The organism is Streptomyces sp. NPDC059373, assembly GCF_042751495.1.
Classification (GTDB): domain Bacteria; phylum Actinomycetota; class Actinomycetes; order Streptomycetales; family Streptomycetaceae; genus Actinacidiphila.
In genome coordinates this window covers 23951-40325 of record NZ_JBHYXC010000025.1, presented here as the reverse complement: position 1 = coordinate 40325, position 16375 = coordinate 23951, and the positions used below count along the sequence as shown (strand labels likewise).

Annotated in this window: 18 protein-coding genes; 10 read left to right on the top strand and 8 right to left on the bottom strand. The window is 71.5% G+C overall.

Annotated elements, in window-relative coordinates; all coding sequences use genetic code 11:
- Positions 1 to 2: 2 nt before the first annotated feature.
- The 4 genes from ACFXJ5_RS27895 to ACFXJ5_RS27880 all read left to right on the top strand — a co-directional run bounded on the left by ACFXJ5_RS27895 (position 3) and on the right by ACFXJ5_RS27880 (position 3254).
- Complete coding sequence (locus ACFXJ5_RS27895) at positions 3 to 1196, top strand: MFS transporter (RefSeq protein ID WP_384636679.1); 1194 nt, start codon at positions 3 to 5, stop codon at positions 1194 to 1196.
- Between the two features lie 74 nt (positions 1197 to 1270).
- Entirely contained in the window at positions 1271 to 1945 is a 675-nt protein-coding gene (gene ung, locus ACFXJ5_RS27890) for a uracil-DNA glycosylase (protein WP_384636888.1), read from the top strand.
- A gap of 40 nt (positions 1946 to 1985) precedes the next feature.
- Positions 1986 to 2777 carry a class I SAM-dependent methyltransferase gene (locus ACFXJ5_RS27885; protein ID WP_384636676.1) on the top strand — a complete coding sequence of 264 codons (792 nt, stop codon included), beginning with the start codon at positions 1986 to 1988 and terminating at the stop codon, positions 2775 to 2777.
- Between the two features lie 54 nt (positions 2778 to 2831).
- Positions 2832 to 3254: a hypothetical protein gene (locus ACFXJ5_RS27880; protein ID WP_384636885.1), complete on the top strand. Its 423-nt coding sequence runs from the start codon at positions 2832 to 2834 to the stop codon at positions 3252 to 3254.
- A 4-nt stretch (positions 3255 to 3258) separates the two neighbouring features.
- Here the strand turns inward: ACFXJ5_RS27880 and ACFXJ5_RS27875 are convergent, their stop codons facing one another.
- On the bottom strand, positions 3259 to 3681 hold the full coding sequence (locus ACFXJ5_RS27875; RefSeq protein WP_384636673.1) for a hypothetical protein: 423 nt from the start codon (positions 3679 to 3681) through the stop codon (positions 3259 to 3261).
- 71 nt (positions 3682 to 3752) lie between these two features.
- Positions 3753 to 4265, bottom strand: coding sequence for a DinB family protein (locus ACFXJ5_RS27870; protein ID WP_384636670.1), 513 nt, complete (start codon positions 4263 to 4265; stop codon positions 3753 to 3755).
- 55 nt (positions 4266 to 4320) lie between these two features.
- Between ACFXJ5_RS27870 and ACFXJ5_RS27865 the strand changes: the two genes are divergently transcribed.
- Positions 4321 to 5220: a Gfo/Idh/MocA family protein gene (locus tag ACFXJ5_RS27865; protein WP_384636667.1), complete on the top strand. Its 900-nt coding sequence runs from the start codon at positions 4321 to 4323 to the stop codon at positions 5218 to 5220.
- Here the strand turns inward: ACFXJ5_RS27865 and lnt are convergent.
- Entirely contained in the window at positions 5192 to 6730 is a 1539-nt protein-coding gene (gene lnt, locus ACFXJ5_RS27860) for an apolipoprotein N-acyltransferase (protein ID WP_384636882.1), read from the bottom strand. The genes ACFXJ5_RS27865 and lnt overlap by 29 nt on opposite strands.
- Before the next feature lie 166 nt (positions 6731 to 6896).
- Here lnt and ACFXJ5_RS27855 point away from each other — a divergent pair, with 166 nt between their 5' ends.
- Positions 6897 to 9314 carry a SpoIIE family protein phosphatase gene (locus tag ACFXJ5_RS27855; protein WP_384636879.1) on the top strand — a complete coding sequence of 806 codons (2418 nt, stop codon included), beginning with the start codon at positions 6897 to 6899 and terminating at the stop codon, positions 9312 to 9314.
- Between the two features lie 7 nt (positions 9315 to 9321).
- Here the strand turns inward: ACFXJ5_RS27855 and ACFXJ5_RS27850 are convergent, their stop codons facing one another.
- Positions 9322 to 10005 (bottom strand): hypothetical protein, encoded by a 684-nt coding sequence (locus ACFXJ5_RS27850; RefSeq protein WP_384636664.1) that lies wholly within the window; start codon positions 10003 to 10005, stop codon positions 9322 to 9324.
- A 116-nt stretch (positions 10006 to 10121) separates the two neighbouring features.
- On the opposite strand from ACFXJ5_RS27850, the gene ACFXJ5_RS27845 reads away from it, so the two are divergent.
- Positions 10122 to 10994 carry an Fpg/Nei family DNA glycosylase gene (locus ACFXJ5_RS27845; protein ID WP_384636661.1) on the top strand — a complete coding sequence of 291 codons (873 nt, stop codon included), beginning with the start codon at positions 10122 to 10124 and terminating at the stop codon, positions 10992 to 10994.
- A 29-nt stretch (positions 10995 to 11023) separates the two neighbouring features.
- Here ACFXJ5_RS27845 and opcA read toward each other — a convergent pair whose 3' ends face one another.
- Both opcA and zwf read right to left on the bottom strand, forming a co-directional pair.
- Positions 11024 to 11965, bottom strand: a complete 942-nt coding sequence (gene opcA / locus ACFXJ5_RS27840; RefSeq protein ID WP_384636658.1) for a glucose-6-phosphate dehydrogenase assembly protein OpcA — start codon at positions 11963 to 11965, stop codon at positions 11024 to 11026.
- On the bottom strand, positions 11962 to 13539 hold the full coding sequence (gene zwf / locus ACFXJ5_RS27835) for a glucose-6-phosphate dehydrogenase (RefSeq protein WP_384636655.1): 1578 nt from the start codon (positions 13537 to 13539) through the stop codon (positions 11962 to 11964). The genes opcA and zwf overlap by 4 nt, the downstream gene beginning before the upstream one ends.
- 233 nt (positions 13540 to 13772) lie before the next feature.
- On the opposite strand from zwf, the gene ACFXJ5_RS27830 reads away from it, so the two are divergent.
- Positions 13773 to 14327, top strand: a complete 555-nt coding sequence (locus ACFXJ5_RS27830; protein WP_384636652.1) for a DoxX family protein — start codon at positions 13773 to 13775, stop codon at positions 14325 to 14327.
- Between the two features lie 45 nt (positions 14328 to 14372).
- Positions 14373 to 14987 carry an NAD(P)-dependent oxidoreductase gene (locus tag ACFXJ5_RS27825; RefSeq protein ID WP_384636649.1) on the top strand — a complete coding sequence of 205 codons (615 nt, stop codon included), beginning with the start codon at positions 14373 to 14375 and terminating at the stop codon, positions 14985 to 14987.
- On the opposite strand, the gene ACFXJ5_RS27820 is transcribed toward ACFXJ5_RS27825, so the two are convergent.
- Both ACFXJ5_RS27820 and ACFXJ5_RS27815 read right to left on the bottom strand, forming a co-directional pair.
- Positions 14977 to 15276 (bottom strand): hypothetical protein, encoded by a 300-nt coding sequence (locus ACFXJ5_RS27820; RefSeq protein ID WP_384636646.1) that lies wholly within the window; start codon positions 15274 to 15276, stop codon positions 14977 to 14979. The two genes, ACFXJ5_RS27825 and ACFXJ5_RS27820, sit on opposite strands and share 11 nt — an antisense overlap.
- Positions 15273 to 15839 carry a potassium channel family protein gene (locus ACFXJ5_RS27815; protein ID WP_384636643.1) on the bottom strand — a complete coding sequence of 189 codons (567 nt, stop codon included), beginning with the start codon at positions 15837 to 15839 and terminating at the stop codon, positions 15273 to 15275. Before ACFXJ5_RS27815 ends, ACFXJ5_RS27820 begins: the two co-directional genes overlap by 4 nt.
- On the opposite strand from ACFXJ5_RS27815, the gene ACFXJ5_RS27810 reads away from it, so the two are divergent.
- Positions 15838 to 16365 (top strand): NUDIX domain-containing protein, encoded by a 528-nt coding sequence (locus ACFXJ5_RS27810; RefSeq protein ID WP_384636640.1) that lies wholly within the window; start codon positions 15838 to 15840, stop codon positions 16363 to 16365. The two genes, ACFXJ5_RS27815 and ACFXJ5_RS27810, sit on opposite strands and share 2 nt — an antisense overlap.
- Positions 16366 to 16375: the final 10 nt, after the last annotated feature.

The following is a 16375-nucleotide window of genomic DNA, read 5'->3' as shown; positions in this document are numbered from 1 at the left end:
ATATGTTCCGCGTTCACGATCCGTTCCGACGAGCACAGTTGGCCATCGCCGCGCTGTTCTGTTCGCTGGGTTTCCAGTACGCCACCTGGGCGTCGCGGCTCCCTGCGATCAAGACACACCTTGGCCTGACCGCAGCCGAGGTGGGCCTGCTGCTGATGGCCACCGGTGTGGGCGCGGCGGCATCGTTTCCCCTGGTGGCCGTACTGATGAGGCGGTTGGGTTCCCGGCGCCTGTCCCTTGTGTCGGCTCTCGGCCTGGCGGTGCTGCTCCTGGTGCTGTCCGCAGCGCCGAACTATCCGACCGCTCTGGTGATCATGTGTTGCGACGGGGTTCTCGTGGCATGCCTCAACGTCGCCATGAACGCCCAGGGAGCCGCGCTCGAAGCCGAGTACCAGCGAAACGTCATGTCCAAGCTGCATGCGACCTTCAGCGGTGGGTCGTTGGGCGCCGCACTTCTCGCTTCGGGCCTGAACGCGGTGACGTCGACCGTGGCCGTGCATTTCGGTGTTGCCACCGTCATGCTGCTGCTGCTCGTCGGATACGCCAGATCGGGACTGCTGCCCCAGGACCAGTCCGCCGAGAGGCAGGAGAAGAAGAGCCGCACCAAGTGGACCGTACCGGCTCGCATGACGTTGTGGATGGGCGCCGCCATGGCCTTCGGCACCGTGACAGAAGGCGCCATGAACGACTGGTCGGCCCTCTACATGAAGGACGTCGCCAAGGCATCGGCGGAACTGGCGCCCATGGGCATCGCTGTCGTCTCGGTCATGATGGTGATGGCTCGGCTCTTCGCTGACGGGTGGCGCAGCCGCTGGGGCGACGGCCTGATCGTCCGTGGCGGTAGCGCGCTCGCCGGGGCCGGGCTGGCACTCGCCCTCCTGAGCGGTGGCGTGGTGCCGGCCCTGATCGGGTTCGCCTGCGTCGGGCTGGGTATCGCGGCCGTCACCCCGTGTGTCTACGTGGCTGCCGCGGGACAGGGCTCGGACGCACTGACCCTGGTCGCCACCATGGGCACCATCGGCCTGCTGGCAGGACCGCCGGTCATCGGCTTCATAGCGAACTCCACCGGACTCGTGTGGGGCCTGGGGGCCGTTGCCGCCTCGGCGGTCTTCGTATCTCTGTGCAGCACACAGATCCGCTGGCCGGTGCGCGCGGAATCGGTGGGCGCGGTGCCGGAGCCGCTCGACGCCGCGTGAACGACTGTCAGTGGTCCCCGGTACGTTGGGCTCCAGTAACGGATCGTGTACCGGAGGTTCCTGACGTGCCCAGCATGCTGCCCGAGTCCTGGCAGGCCGTCCTCGGTGGGGAGTTGGACAAGCCGTACTTCAAGGAGCTGACCGAGTTCGTCGAGGCCGAGCGCGCCGCGCACAAGATCTTCCCGCCGCGCGACGAGGTCTTCGCCGCTCTGGACGCGACGCCGTACGACCAGGTCAAGGTGCTGGTCCTGGGCCAGGACCCGTACCACGGCGAGGGCCAGGGACATGGGCTGTGCTTCTCGGTGCGGCCCGGGGTGAAGACCCCGCCTTCCCTCCGGAACATCTACAAGGAGATGAAGGAGGAGTTCGGGTACCCGGTCCCGGACAACGGCTATCTGATGCCGTGGGCCCACCAGGGCGTCCTGCTGCTCAACGCGGTGCTGACCGTCCGCGAGGGCGAGGCCAACTCGCACAAGGGCAAGGGCTGGGAGAAGTTCACGGATGCGGTGATCAAGGCGGTCTCCGGGCGGCCCGACCCGGCGGTCTTCGTCCTGTGGGGCAATTACGCGAAGAAGAAGCTGCCCCTGATCGACACCTCGCGGCATGCCGTCGTGCAGGGCGCGCACCCCTCGCCGCTGTCCGCGAAGCTCTTCCTCGGCAGCCGCCCCTTCACCCAGATCGACGAGGCGATCAAGGCACAGGGCCACGACCCGATCGACTGGCGGATCCCGGACCTGGGCGCCGCGTAATTGCCTTGCCCGGGGCGGCGTGGATCTTCGACCATGAAGCATGGCCCTCGATCCGCATGTCCTCGCTTATTACGAGCAGGGCGAGGAGGACGGCCGGCTCCGTGACGGCGTCAACCGGCTGGAATTCTGGCGCACCCAGGACATCCTGCGGCGCGCCCTGCCGCCCGCCCCAGCCCGTGTGCTCGACGTGGGCGGGGGGAGCGGCGTGCACGCCGAATGGCTCGCCGCCGACGGCTACGAGGTCGAGGTCATCGACCCGGTGCCGCTGCACGTGGCGCAGGCCGGGCGGCTCCCGGGCGTGACCGCGCGGCTCGGCGACGCCCGCGACCTGCCGTACGGGGACGGCTCGTACGACGTCGTGCTCATGCTCGGGCCGCTCTACCACCTCCCCGAGCGGGCGGACCGAGTACGGGCCCTGGCCGAGGCCCGCCGGGTCGCCCGCCCCGGCGGGCTGGTCGCCGCGGCCACCATCAGCCGGTACGCCGGGCTGCACGACGGCCTCAGGACCACCCGCTACTTCGAACCCGCGGTGCGGGCCCGCAAGGACGAGGTTCTGGCCACCGGCCACCTCCGCCCCACCGGCGACGTCGACCTGTTCACCGACGCCTACTTCCACGACCCCGACGAGATCCCGGCCGAATGCGCCGAGGCCGGCCTCGCCGACCCCGTGCGGCACGGGCTCGAGGGCACCGCCTGGCTCATGGGCGACATGGACGCCCACCTCGACGATCCTGAGCGCCGGGCGCTGGTCCTCGAGGCGCTACGGGCTGTGGAGACGGCTCCGACGCTTCTGGGCGCCAGCGGGCACCTCCTGACAACGGCACGCGCCTGACGAGATTTGTCTGACTGGGCGTATAGCTTTGGCCTCGTGGTGAATGACGAGGTCATGACGCGGATCGGCCAGGTGGTGATGCTGCTGCACGGCGGTGACCGCGAGGAGGCGCGCAATCGCTTCCTCGCCCTGTGGGAGGAGATCGGCGAGGACGGCGACCCCCTCCACCGCTGCACGCTGGCGCACTACATGGCCGACACCCAGGACGACCCGGAGGAAGAACTCGTCTGGGACGGACGGGCGCTGCGCGCGGCCTCCGGCATGAGCGAAGAGGCGGCGCGCGGCTTTTATCCGTCGCTGCACCTCAACCTCGCCGCCTCCTACTGGAAGGTGGGCGAGGAGCGTATGGCCCGCAGCCACCTGAGCCGGGCCCGGGAGGCCTGCACCGGGCTCGGCGACGACGAGTACGGCGACGGGGTCCGGGCGGCCATCGGGCGCATGGAGCTGCGCCTGACCGGCTCCGATCAGTTGCCGTAGGCCTTCAGTTGCCGTAGGTCTGGTGGCAGATCCGCGAGGCGTCGCTCTGGCCCGTCCAGCCGCCGTACTTCTCGCCCATGTCGCAGACACTGCCGCCACCGGGGACCTTGGGCACGCCGACGCGGGGGAGTGGCCTGTCCGGAGCCGGGGCGTGCGCCTGACGGTGGTGCCGCACCGGCTGATTCACCGCGGGCCGAGGCGCGGCCCGGCGCTCCGGCTTCCGTTTCGGCGACTCCGCGGGCTCCGGCCGTACGGTGGCCAGCGCCTCGAGCGCCGGCCCCTGGACGACCGGTCCCGGCCGGCCCACCGCCGACGGCGCCACAGGCCCCGAGGCGGGCTCGGGCCCCGCGGTCCGTGGGGACACCGTCACACATCCGGAGGCAGCCGAAGCCGCCGCCAGGACCACCACCACTGTCAGTAGACGCATCCGGACAACTCTCACGTACCGGGCGTGGGTTGGGTATGCCCCCAAAGGGTGATCTTGGTGGGCGGGGCGGCCTACTCGCCCGTCTCGCCGTCGATCCGCTCGCGGATCAGGTCGGCATGGCCGTTGTGCCTCGCGTACTCCTCGATCATGTGGATGTAGATCCAGCGCAGCGAGTACTCCTCGCGCTCGCCCTTCCGCACCCGGCTGCCGAGGTCGTCCAGCGAACGCTCCCGGGCCACCGCCCGCGCGTGTTCCACCTCGCCTCGCCACGTCGCGAAGGCCTCCGCGGTGTCCGCCGCGTCGAGGTCGTGGAACTCCCCGTCACGATCGGCCTCGCTGAAGTAGATCGGCGGCGCGTCCTCCCCAGCGAGGACATGGCGGAACCAGCCCCGCTCCACCTCGGCCAGATGCCGTACGAGTCCGAGCAGGGTCAGCTCGGACGGCGGCACGGTCGCCTCGCGCAACTGCGGGTCGGTGAGCCCCTCGCATTTGAGGGCCAGGGTGTCGCGGTGGAAGTCCAGGAAGCCTTCGAGCAGGGTGCGCTCGTCGGCGACGTTCGGCGGATCGATGCGTTTGGTGGTCATGGCGGTCATCATGGCCGCCGCGGCCGGGCAGCCGCGACGCAATATGCTGAGCCACATGAAGATCGGGGTGATCGGGCTGGGCGACATAGCCCAGAAGGCATACCTGCCGGTGCTCGGCGCCCAGCCGGGCCTGGAACTGCATCTGCACACCCGCAGCCGCGCCACCCTGGATCGGGTCGGCGACGCGTACCGCATCGCGCACCGCCACCCCACCCTCGACGGCCTGCTCGACCAGGGACTTGACGCCGCCTTCGTACACGCGCCCACCGGCCACCACGTCGCGATCGCCCAGCGGCTGCTCGAAGCCGGCGTCCCGGTCTACCTCGACAAGCCCCTCGCCGCCGACCTCGCCGGTACCGAACACCTCGTACGGCTCGCCGCCGACCGCCGCGTCAGCCTCATGACCGGCTTCAACCGCCGCTACGCGCCCGCCTACACCCAGTGCCTCGACCACCCCCGCGATCTGATCCTGATGCAGAAGAACCGGATCGGCCTCCCCGGGGCTGCGCGTACGTTCGTCTACGACGACTTCATCCACGTCGTCGATACCCTGCGGTTTCTCCTTCCCGGCCCGGTCGTGGACACCGCCGTACGGGCCAAGACGCGCGACGGAGCCGTGCACCACGTCGTACTGCAGCTGTCCGGCGACGGCTTCACGGCCATCGGCGTCATGAACCGGATGAGCGGCTCCGCCGAGGAGCGGCTCGAGGTGTCGGGCGAGGACACCAAGCGTGAGGTCCTCAACATCGCCGAGGTCATCGACCACAAGGGCCAGCCCACCCTCCGCCGCCGCGGCGACTGGGTGCCGGTGGCCAGGCAGCGAGGCTTCGAGCAGATCACCCACACCTTCCTGGACGCCGTACGGAGCGGGAAACTGCTCGACGCGCAGGACAGTCTGCGCACTCACGAGCTGTGCGAACGGATCGTCATCGCGATCGGCGGGCAGACCGCCTGACCGCAGCCACCGTGTACGCCTCGTATGCGGCGGCCAGCGCCAGCAGAGCGATCGCCAGCTTCACCACCCAGTCCCCGTACCGGTCGTACGGGCTGCGCCCTTGCGACAGCGGCACCTCGTAGACGGCGGTGGTACTGCTGTGCGTACCGAGCCGCGGGCCGATCTGCCGGCCCCGGGCGTCGTACACCGCGCTGACGCCGGTGAGCGTGGCATGGACCATGGGCCGCCAGGACTCGGCGGCCCGGAGCGCGGCCAGCGAGGCGTGCTGGGCGGGCGCCCAACTGCCCTGGAAGGACGAGGTCGAGGACTCGGCCACCAGCAGCTGCGCGCCCTTGTCCGCCAGGTTGCGGCTCATGTCGGGGAAGGCCGACTCGAAGCAGACCAGCGGGCCTATCCGCAGGTCACCGGTGTCCATCACGACCTGGCGGCTGCCGCGCCGCCGGTCCTCACCGGCGGCCTTGCCCACCGAGGTGGCCCAGCCCAGCAGCGAGCGGGCCGGGATGTACTCACCGAAGGGCACCAGGCGCATTTTGTCGTAGCTCGCGCCGACCTGCCCGTCCGGGCCTATCAGCACGGACGTCTTGGAGATGCCGCGGCCGTCGGCCCGCCGGGCGTCGACGTTGACCAGCACATCGGCGCCGACGTCCCGCGACAGGGCGGCGAGCCGGCGGGCGATGTCCGGACGCGAGGTCAGGTCGAAGCTGACGCTGCTCTCGCCCCACACCACCAGGTCGACACCCCGGCCCGCGAGCGTCCGGGTCAGTTGCTCGCCCCGGTCGAAGCGGCCCTGCGCGCTCTCGATCACCCCCGGCTGTACGACCGCGACCCGCACCCGTGCCCCGCCGGTGCCCGGCACCGGCGCCCACAGCCACACCGCGTCCGCCGCGACCGCCACCAGCGCCAGCGCGACGCAGGCGGGGATCCGGGCCCGGGGGACGGCGATCAGCGCGACCAGCGCCGTGTTCACGGTGAGCACCAGCGCGCTGATCAGCCAGACGCCGCCCACCGACGCCAGCCGCAGCGCGGGCGCCACCTGCCACTGGCTGGCACCCATCAGCCCCCACGGCCCGCCCAGGTACTCCCAGGAGCGGGCCAGCTCCACCATCAGCCAGCCGCACGGCACCAGCACGAGCCCGGCGCCCACCTGCCCGAGCCCCGGCGCCCCGCCGATCAGCCGGCGCACCAGCCACCCCCACGGCGCCCACAACGCCCCCAGCAGCAGCGCGAGGACCACGATGAACACATGGAGGCTGGACCACAGCCAGTGATGTACGGCGATCATGAAGCCGGCGCCGCCCAGCCACCCGTCCAGCGCAGCGCGACGCCCCGTCGGCGCCGACCTGATCAGCAGCAGCCACGGCACCAGCGCCCCGTAGGCCAGCCACCACAGTGACGGCGCCGGAAAGGCCAGCGCCGGAAGCGCGCCGGCCGAGACCGCCGCGGTTCCCCGGGCCCATGGCGAGGCGGGCCACCCCGAGGATCTCAGGCCTGCCCGGCGGATCCTGCTCATCGCCGGGCCGGTGCCGATCGTCACTGTCACGCGCGCTCCTCACGATCGCCCTGCCTCAGTGTCAACGGTGGGGAGCGCTGTGCACAGGGTGCCACGCGCCGCTTGAGACTGGAGAGAGGAGGGAACATCCTGAGGATAAGCCGTGGTGAGGACGAGAGACCTGCCGATGGGCACAGAGACCGACCGAGGTGGCGAGGACGAAGGCCGCGGGCGCACTGCGCCCGTGGTCGCTGCCGTCGCGGTCGATGCCCGGGGGACCGTCTTCGCCTGTGACCCCGCCGCCGCCCGGCTGCTCGGCCGCGAGCCCGCCGAGGTCATCGGGCGTCCCCTGCGCGACCTGCTCGCCGGCCCCCTCCCGGTGGCCGCCCTGCGGCGCGTCGCCGCCCACGAGGCCTGGGCAGGGCCGGTCCGGGTCCGGCACAGCGACGGCCACCGCCTGGAGCGGCGGATCCAGGCCGTCCCGCTGCTGGACGCCGACGGGGCCACGCAGTGGTTCGTCACCATAGGGACCGCCGAGGAGCCGCTGCCCGTACAGCTCGACGCCCTGGCGCTGGCCCAGGTGCCGATCCCGATGGCGGTCTACGACGGCGACGTGCGCCTGACGGCCGCCAACGTCGCGATGGAGCGGCTGGTCGGCCGGTCGGTACAGGAGATGCGCGGCCTGCGCGTCAGGGAGATCGTGACCAGCCCCGGATTCGTCGAGTTCGACCGGATCCAGGAGCAGGTCCTGCTGACCGGCGAGACGGTGTCCCTGGAGACCTACGCCCGCGCCCCCGGCCACACCCGCGAGCACGCCTGGTCCATGTACTTGTTCCCGCTCAAGGACGAGTACGGGCAGGTGCGGGGCATGTCCGCCGCCGTCTTCGACACCACCGACCAGTACTGGGCCCGGCGCCGCCTCGCGGTCGTCAACGAGGCGAGCACCGCCATCGGCAGCACCCTGGACGTGACCAGGACCGCCCAGGAGCTGGCCGACGTGGCCGCCGGGCGCTTCGCCGACTTCGTCAGCGTCGACCTGCTCGACACCATCGTGCGCGGCGAGGAACCGGGCGAGGCCGCAGCCGCCGGGCCGGTGCTCCTGCATCGCGCCGCCCAGCAGTCGGTCCTGCCCGGCTGCCCCGAGTCGGCGGCCGGTATCGGCGATGTGGACGTCTACCCCGAATACTCCCCGCCCGCCCGCGCCCTGGCCACGGGGAAGGCCTCCCGGCACACCGTCGACGACCCCGAGATCCGCCGCTGGACCGACGCCGACGCCGCCCGTGCCAAGGGCGTGCGTGACTACGGCGTCCACGCGCTGATGGTGGTGCCGCTGCGCGCCCGGGGCACCACCCTGGGCCAGGCGCTGTTCGTTCGCCACCGCACCCCCGATCCCTTCGACGACGACGACCTGCTGCTCGCCGAGGAGATCGTCGCCCGCGCCGCCGTCTGCATCGACAACGCCCGCCGCTACTCCCGGGAGCGCGCCGCCGCCCTCACCCTCCAGCGCAGCATGCTTCCGCAGCGGATGCCCGACCAGGCTGCCGTCCGGGTCGCGTCCCGCTATCTGCCGGCCGGTTCCCAGGCCGGCGTCGGCGGTGACTGGTTCGACGTCATCCCGCTCTCCGGTGCCCGCGTCGCGCTCGTGGTGGGCGACGTCGTCGGCCACGGCGTCCACGCCTCGGCCACCATGGGGCGGCTGCGTACCGCCGTGCGCACCCTGGCCGACGTCGACCTGCCGCCCGACGAACTGCTCACCCACCTCGACGACCTCGTCATCCGCCTCGACCTCGAAGAGGGCCCCAAGGCGGGCGGCGACGCCGGCCACGTCGCGGGGGAGATGGGCGCCTCGTGCCTGTACGCGGTCTACGACCCGGTGTCGCGGCGCTGCACCATGGCCCGGGCCGGCCATCCGCTGCCCGTCGTGGTCCACCCCGACGGCCGCACCGAGCTCCCCGATCTGCCGGCGGGTCCGCCGCTCGGGCTGGGCGGCATGCCCTTCGAGTCCGTCGAGATGGAACTGTCCGAGGGCACGCTGCTCGCCCTCTACACCGACGGCCTCGTCGAGTCGGCGGGACACGACATCGACGCCGGACTCGCCCTGCTGAGCCGGGCGTTGACCCGCCCTGCCCGTTCGCTCGAGGAGACCTGCGACAACGTGCTCTACGCCCTGCTCCCCGACCGGCCCTCCGACGACATCGCCCTGCTCCTCGCCTCTACCCGGGCGCTGGATGCCGGCCATGTCGCCACCTGGGAGCTGCCCTCCGACCCGGCCATCGTCGCCGAGGCCCGGAAGACGGCCGGTGAGCAGCTGGAGGAGTGGGGGCTCGACGAGATGGTGTTCACCGCGGAGTTGGTGGTCAGTGAGCTCGTCACCAACGCCATCCGCTACGCGGGCGGCGGCCCCATACAGCTGCGCCTGATCCGCGACACCACCCTCATCACCGAGGTCTCGGACGCCAGCAGCACCGCCCCGCACCTACGCAGGGCCCGCACCTTCGACGAAGGCGGCCGCGGCCTGTTGCTGGTCGCCGCCCTCACCCAGCGCTGGGGCACCCGGCAGACCCCCGCCGGAAAGACCATCTGGGCGGAGCAGGAAATGTCCTGACGTTCCGTCAGTTCTGCTGCATACCGTCGACGCCGGGATACGTCCGGCCGTCCTGGCTCCCCTGATACCCGGACGCGGTCCCGGATCCGGCAGGGGCACGGTGGCGGCCGGTCTGGTCCTGGTAGGCGGCGCGCTGAGCGGCGGCGGCCCGTGCGACGGCCTCCTGCCAGTCGCCGGTGTCCCAGGTGCCGCTGGTCCGCGCGTGCTTGCCGCTGCCGGTCGTCGTGGACGTCGTCACGGCGGAGGTGGTGGACGTGGTGGTAGCCGTCGACGTCCCGGAGCTGTCCGTACGGTTCGATGCGGACGCCTGCGCGACGTCCGCCTTCGCGCCGACGACAGAGCCCGTCGCCACCGGCTCGGAGGCGACATCCGCCGTGTCCTGCGCCGCCGACTTCAGCGGTTGCGGGGTGTGAGCCTTGGCCGTGTCCGAGGACCCGCCGTGCGGCATCAGCAGGGACAGGCCCGCGACCGCGCCGGTCGCCGACAGCACCACGGTCACCGCCGAACCGGGCCCTGGGCGGCGCGCCCGACGCGCGCGGTGCCGGGGACCGACGACCTCGCCGCTGATCACCCTGGCGCCGCCGGACTCGCTCGGCTGCAGCGGCCGCGGGCGGGGTATCACCTCGGTCGGGTCCAGCGCACGCCCCGCCACGCCCTGCGGGACGGCGGGCATCGGGAGAGGTTCAGCCATGGTCCCTGATCATTCAGGTCAGCTCGTCCGCTGTCCAGTTCTCCATGGAAACGAACTGTGGCGGACGAGGGAACAGTTGCCATGCAGTCCGCCACGCGCTGCGGCACACTGGGCGTATGCCGGAGCTCCCGGAGGTCGAAGCGCTCGCCGGATTTCTCACCGAGCGGCTCACCGGCCGTGCCATCGGCCGGGTGCTGCCGGTCGCGGTGAGCGTCCTGAAGACGTACGACCCCCCGTTGAGCGCCCTCGAGGGGCGTACGGTCAGCGGCGTGCGCCGGCACGGCAAGTTCCTCGACATCGCCACCGAGGGCGGCCCGCACCTGGTGTTCCACCTCGCCCGTGCCGGCTGGCTGCAGTGGAAGGAGAAGCTGCCCGACACGCCGCCGCGCCCCGGCAAGGGCCCGCTGGCACTGCGGGTGGTCCTCGCCGAGCCCGATGCCGACACGGGCTTCGACCTCACCGAGGCGGGCACCAAGAAGAGCCTCGCGGTCTACGTCGTCGCCGACCCGGCGGACGTCCCCGGCATCGCCCGCCTGGGCCCCGACCCCCTCGACCCGGCCTTCACCCTGGAGGCGTTCACGGCGCTTCTCAGCGGCGAACGCCGGCAGATCAAGGGCGTGCTGCGCGACCAGAGCGTCATCGCGGGCATCGGCAACGCCTACTCCGACGAGGTGCTGCACGTCGCCCGCATGTCGCCCTTCAAACTCGCCGCGACCCTCACCGAGGAGGACATCGCCCGGCTCTACGAGGCCATCGCCGGCACCCTCGGCGAGGCCATCGAGCGCTCACGCGGCATCGACGTCGGCAAGCTCAAGGCCGAGAAGAAGAGCGGCCTGCGCGTGCACGGCCGCACCGGCGAGCCCTGCCCGGTCTGCGGCGACACCGTGCGCGAGGTCTCCTTCAGCGACTCCTCGCTCCAGTACTGCCCGACCTGCCAGACAGGCGGCAAGCCCCTCGCGGACCGCCGCCTGTCCCGGCTGCTGAAATAGTCGTACCGAAGCCGAAGCCGAAGCAGCCGTCAAGCAGCGGCTGTCGCGCTCTCGACCGGCTTCTCCTCGTGGCGCAGCGCCTCCGCGTACGCCTCGTCCGGGTCGAGCCGGCGCAGCTCCTCGGCGATCAGCTCCGCGGTCGTCCGCACCTTGAGCGCCAGATGCCGGATCGGCTGGCCGGGGATCGACAGCCGGGCCAACGGCCCCTCTGGCCGGTCGATGTGGATCTCGCCGTCGGCCGTGCGCAGCCGTACGGCGGTGACCACCGGGCCGTCGGTGACCACCCGTTCCACCGGCACCCGAAGCCGTGCGCCCAGCCAGCGGGCCAGCAGTTCGGCGCTCGGGTTGTCCGCCTCGCTCTCCACGGCCGCCGAGGTGACGTTGGCCCTGGCCTGGTCGAGCGCGGCGGCGAGCATGCTGCGCCACGGGGTCAGCCGGGTCCAGGCCAGATCGGTGTCGCCGGGGGTGTAGGAGGCGGCCCGCAGCGCCAGTTGCTTCGGCGGCTGCTCGACCGCGTACGCGTCGGTGATCCGTCGCTGGGCGAGGGCGCCGAGCGGGTTCTTGGCCGGATTCTCGGGTGCGTCGACCGGCCACCAGACGACCACCGGCGCGTCGGGCAGCAGCAGCGGCAGCACCACGCTCTGGGCGTGGTCCGCCAGTTCGCCGTGCATCCGGAGCAGGACGGTCTCGCCGGTGCCGGACTCGCCGCCGACCCGTACCTCGGCGTCGAGGCGGGTGTTCTTGCGGTCGCGCTGGGTGCGGCCCGGCCGCTTGATGACGACCAGGATCCGCGAGGGGTGTTCCTTCGAGGCGTCGCTGGCGGCCTTGAGCGCGTCGTAGTGGTTGCCCTCGTCGGTGACGATGACGAGGGTCAGCACCATGCCGACCGCCGGGCTTCCGGTGGCCCTCCGGGCCCTGATCAGCGCGGAGTTGATTTTGCTTGAAGTGGTCTGTGTCAGGTCGATGTTCATGGCCGGCGCCAGCTCCTGCCGTCTCGTGCGAGCATCTCGTCCGCCGCTCTCGGGCCCCAGGTCCCGGAGGTGTACTGCTCCGGCCTGCCGTGCTGGTCCCAGTATTCCTCGATCGGGTCGAGGATCTTCCAGGACTCCTCAACTTCCTGGACCCGGGGAAAGAGGTTGGCGTCACCGAGAAGGACGTCCAGGATCAGCCGTTCGTACGCCTCCGGGCTCGCCTCGGTGAAGGACTCGCCGTACGCGAAGTCCATCGTCACGTCCCGGATCTCCATCGATGTGCCCGGCACCTTGGAGCCGAAGCGCACTGTGACGCCCTCGTCCGGCTGGATCCGGATGACCAGGGCGTTCTGGCCGAGCTCCTGGGTGTCGGTGGTGTCGAAGGGGGAGTGGGGAGCGCGCTGGAAGACCACCGCGATCTCGGTGACGCGGCGTCCCAGGCGCTTTCCGGTGCGCAGGTAGAACGGCACGCCCGCCCAGCGGCGGTTGTCGATCTGCAGCTTGACGGCGGCGTAGGTGTCGGTCTTGGACTGCGGGTTGATGCCCTCCTCCTCCAGGTAGCCCACGACCAGCTCGCCGCCCTGCCACCCGGCCGCGTACTGGCCGCGTACGGTGAACTTGCCCAGGTCGTCCGGGAGTTTGGCGGCCTTGAGGACCTTGAGCTTCTCGGTGACGAGGGCCTCGGCGTCGAAACCGGAGGGCTCCTCCATCGCGGTGAGCGCGAGGAGTTGCAGCAGGTGGTTCTGGATGACGTCGCGGGCGGCGCCGATGCCGTCGTAGTAGCCGGCCCGGCCGCCGATGCCGATGTCCTCGGCCATGGTGATCTGGATGTGGTCGACGAACGACCGGTTCCAGAGGGGCTCGAACATGGTGTTGGCGAAGCGCAGCGCCAGGATGTTCTGGACCGTCTCCTTGCCGAGGTAGTGGTCGATCCGGAAGACCTCGTGCGGCGGGAAGACCTCGTGGACGACCTGGTTGAGCTCCTCCGCGCTCTTGAGGTCGTGGCCGAAAGGCTTCTCGATGACCGCGCGCCGCCAGGAGCCGGCCGGGGCGTCGGCCAGGCCGTGCTTCTTGAGCTGCTGCACGACCTGGGGGAAGAACTTGGGCGGTACGGAGAGGTAGAAGGCGAAGTTGCCGCTCGTCCCACGATCCTTGTCGAGCTGGCCCACCGCCTCGCGCAGCCGTTCGAAGGCCTGGTCGTCGTCGAACTCGCCGGGCACGAACCGCATGCCCTCGGCGAGCTGCTGCCAGACCTCCTCGCGGAACTCGGTCCGCGCGTGTTCCTTCACCGAGTCGTGGACGATCTGCGCGAAGTCCTCGTCCCCCCAGTCCCGGCGGGCGAAGCCGAGCAGTGAGAAGCCGGGTGGCAGCAGGCCTCTGTTGGCCAGGTCGTAGACGGCCGGCATCAGCTTCTTACGGGACAGGTCACCGGTGACACCGAAGATCACCAGGCCGGACGGGCCGGCGATACGGGGCAGACGGCGGTCGAGCGGGTCGCGCAGCGGGTTGTGCCATTGCGCGCTTCCCTTCGCCGCAGGCCCTGCCGCATCGGCCTCGGCCGTTGGAGTACTCACCCTGATCAGGGCTCCTTCCGAGTTGCTCTGTGCGAGCGAACCGCCGAACGGACGTGGTTGTTCCCGGGTCTGTTTCCGGGCCCGCCGTGGGCTCGTACCCGCGAACCCGTCCGAGATCACCTCCGGACCGCCGCGCGAGTGCGGGCCGTGCCCGATCGGCCCACCCCGGGCGGCGCCGGACAGGGAGGGTGCGAAGACTGGACACCTATCCGCCGCCAGGAGAGGACCCCGTCATGGCCCAGTACAAACGGAAGGACGTCGGACTGCTCGCGCTGCGCCTCGGCCTCGGCGGCGTGCTGTTCGCCCATGGCGCCCAGAAGCTCTTCGGGTGGTTCGGCGGTCACGGCCTGGACGGCACCGGCTCGGCCATGGAGCACATGGGCTTCGTGCCCGGCAAGCAGAGCGCCCTGGCCGCCGGACTCGGCGAGGCGGGCGGCGGCGCCCTGCTCGCCCTCGGCCTGGCGACCCCCGCCGCGGGCGCGGCGGCGGCCGGTGCGATGGCCGGAGCCGTCTCGGTGCACGCCCCGGCCGGCTTCTTCGCCATGTCGGGCGGCTTCGAGTACCCCGCCTTCCTCGGCTACTCCGCCGCCGGCATCGGCATCGCGGGGCCCGGCCGCTACTCACTCGACCACCTCACCGGGCACCGGCTCGACCGCCCCTGGGTGGTGGCCGTGGCCTTCTCCGTGAGCGCCCTCGCGACCGCGGCGGTGCTGACGCACCGCGCCAAACTCGTGGAGGAGCGGGCACAGCAAGCGCCCGATTCCAGGTCGGAGGCCGGGCAGCCGTAGGCTGAGCGCTGCGGGGCGCCCGCCCCCGGAAGAGGTGGATGGACCATGCGCTTGGCCGTATTCGGAGCCACCGGCCACGTCGGCCGCCAACTTGTCGACCAGGCTCTGGCAGCCGGCCACCAGATAACGGCCCTCGTCCGCGATCCCGCCGCGCTCCCGACCCGCGAGGGGCTGCGGATCGAGCCCGGCTCCGTACAGGACGCCGCCGCCGTGGCCCGTACGGTCGAAGGCTCCGACGCCGTCCTCAGCGCCCTGGGCACCCGCAAGCCGTGGGGCGTCACCGTGTGCACCGACGGCATGACCGCGATCCTGCCGGCCATGAAGGACAAGGGCGTACGCCGCCTGATCGCCGTGGGCTGCTACGGCACCGGCGAGGGCCGCCGCAAGGACCTGTACTTCTACGCCATGTCCGTGGCCATCCGGCAGATCATGCTGGACAAGAACCGCCAGGACGCCCTCATCCGGGCGGACGGCGACCAGTGGACCATCGTCTGCCCGGCCGTCCTCGGCGGCGGCCCCCGCACCGGCCGCTACCGCGCGGGTACGGATCTGCGGCTCGGGCTCACCTCGAAGATCTCGTACGCCGACGTCGCCCACTTCATGCTGGAGGAACTCGGCAGGGGCGAGTACGTACGGCAGGCCGTGGCCGTCACGTCGTGAACCGGCCGCGCAGCAGCTCACCGGCGGCGCAGGCCACCACCGAGGCGACGATGACCAGCGACCCGCACAGGCCGAGCGCGGGCAGCGGCCACCACCAGGGCGGCGTCGTGTACCCCAGGGCGTGCGGCAGCGACTCCCAGATCCGGTGCTCCAGGAAGTGCTCCAGTGCCACGAAGCCGAAGGCCACCAGCGAGACCGGGATCCCGACCAGCGCGGCGAGCAGCAGCAGCCGCCGGTAGCCGGAGGTCCGCAACAGCTCGAAAGGCGTGGCCGGTGCGGGGGCGGTCATGACAGGGCGTCGGGTCCGTCCGGCGGGCCGGCCTCCCGGCGCCGCAGGCCGGTCTCGACGGCGCCGAGGATGATCTTCGCGATCACGCCGATGGCCAGCAGGTCGATCACCATCTGCACGGTCGTGACGAGCCGGGCGGTCGCGGTCACCGGCACGATGTCGCCGAAGCCGACCGACGCGAACACGGTGACCGTGAAGTACAGGGCATCCGTATGGTTCAGCGGCTCCGAGTAGGACCCCGGAGCATTCCGCTCGATCAGGATGTACGCGGCCGCGAAGAGCACCAGCAGCAACGGCAGCACCAGCGAGATCGCCTCCACCGCCCGCAGCCGGGGATACGGCGCCCGCGCGATGGCCCTGAGCTGCCACGCCAGCAGACCGGCGAAGACCGCGAGGCCCAGCACGAGAAGCACCAGCGGGACCGCGCCGTGCGGGCTGTCCAGCGGGGCCAGGTAGTAGACGGCCACCAGGACTGCCGTGCTCACCGAGGACCGCACGAGCGAGCGCAGCAGCAGCCTTCGGCGCCGGCGCGGGCTGAGTTCCCGGTAGTGAGGGGCCGTCATGGCGTCAGTATCGGCCGCGGTCGGGCGACCGGCACGGCAGAATTGGCCCGTGGCAGTCAAGCGCAGCGCCGGGATCCTGCTCCACCGCACCTCCTCGGGCGGGGAGCCCGAAGTGCTCCTCGGGCACATGGGCGGACCCTTCTGGGACGGCCGGGACGAGGCCGCCTGGTCGGTGCCCAAGGGGGAGTACGAGCCGGACGAGGAGCCGCTGGCGGCCGCCCGCCGTGAGTTCCTGGAAGAGCTGGGCCTGCCCGTGCCCGACGGCGAACCGGTCCCGCTCGGCGATGCCCGGCAGTCCAGCGGCAAGATCGTCACCGTCTGGGCCGTGGAGGGCGACCTCGACCCGGCCCTCGTCGTGCCCGGCACCTTCACCATGGAGTGGCCCCGGGGCTCGGGGCGCCTCCAGGAGTTTCCCGAGATCGACAGGGCCGAATGGTTCGATCTCGACCAGGCGCGCGAAAAGCTCGTCAAGGGGCAGCGGGTCTTCATCGACCGCCTCGCCGAGACCCTGGCGGCCCGCCGCTGACACCGGCAGC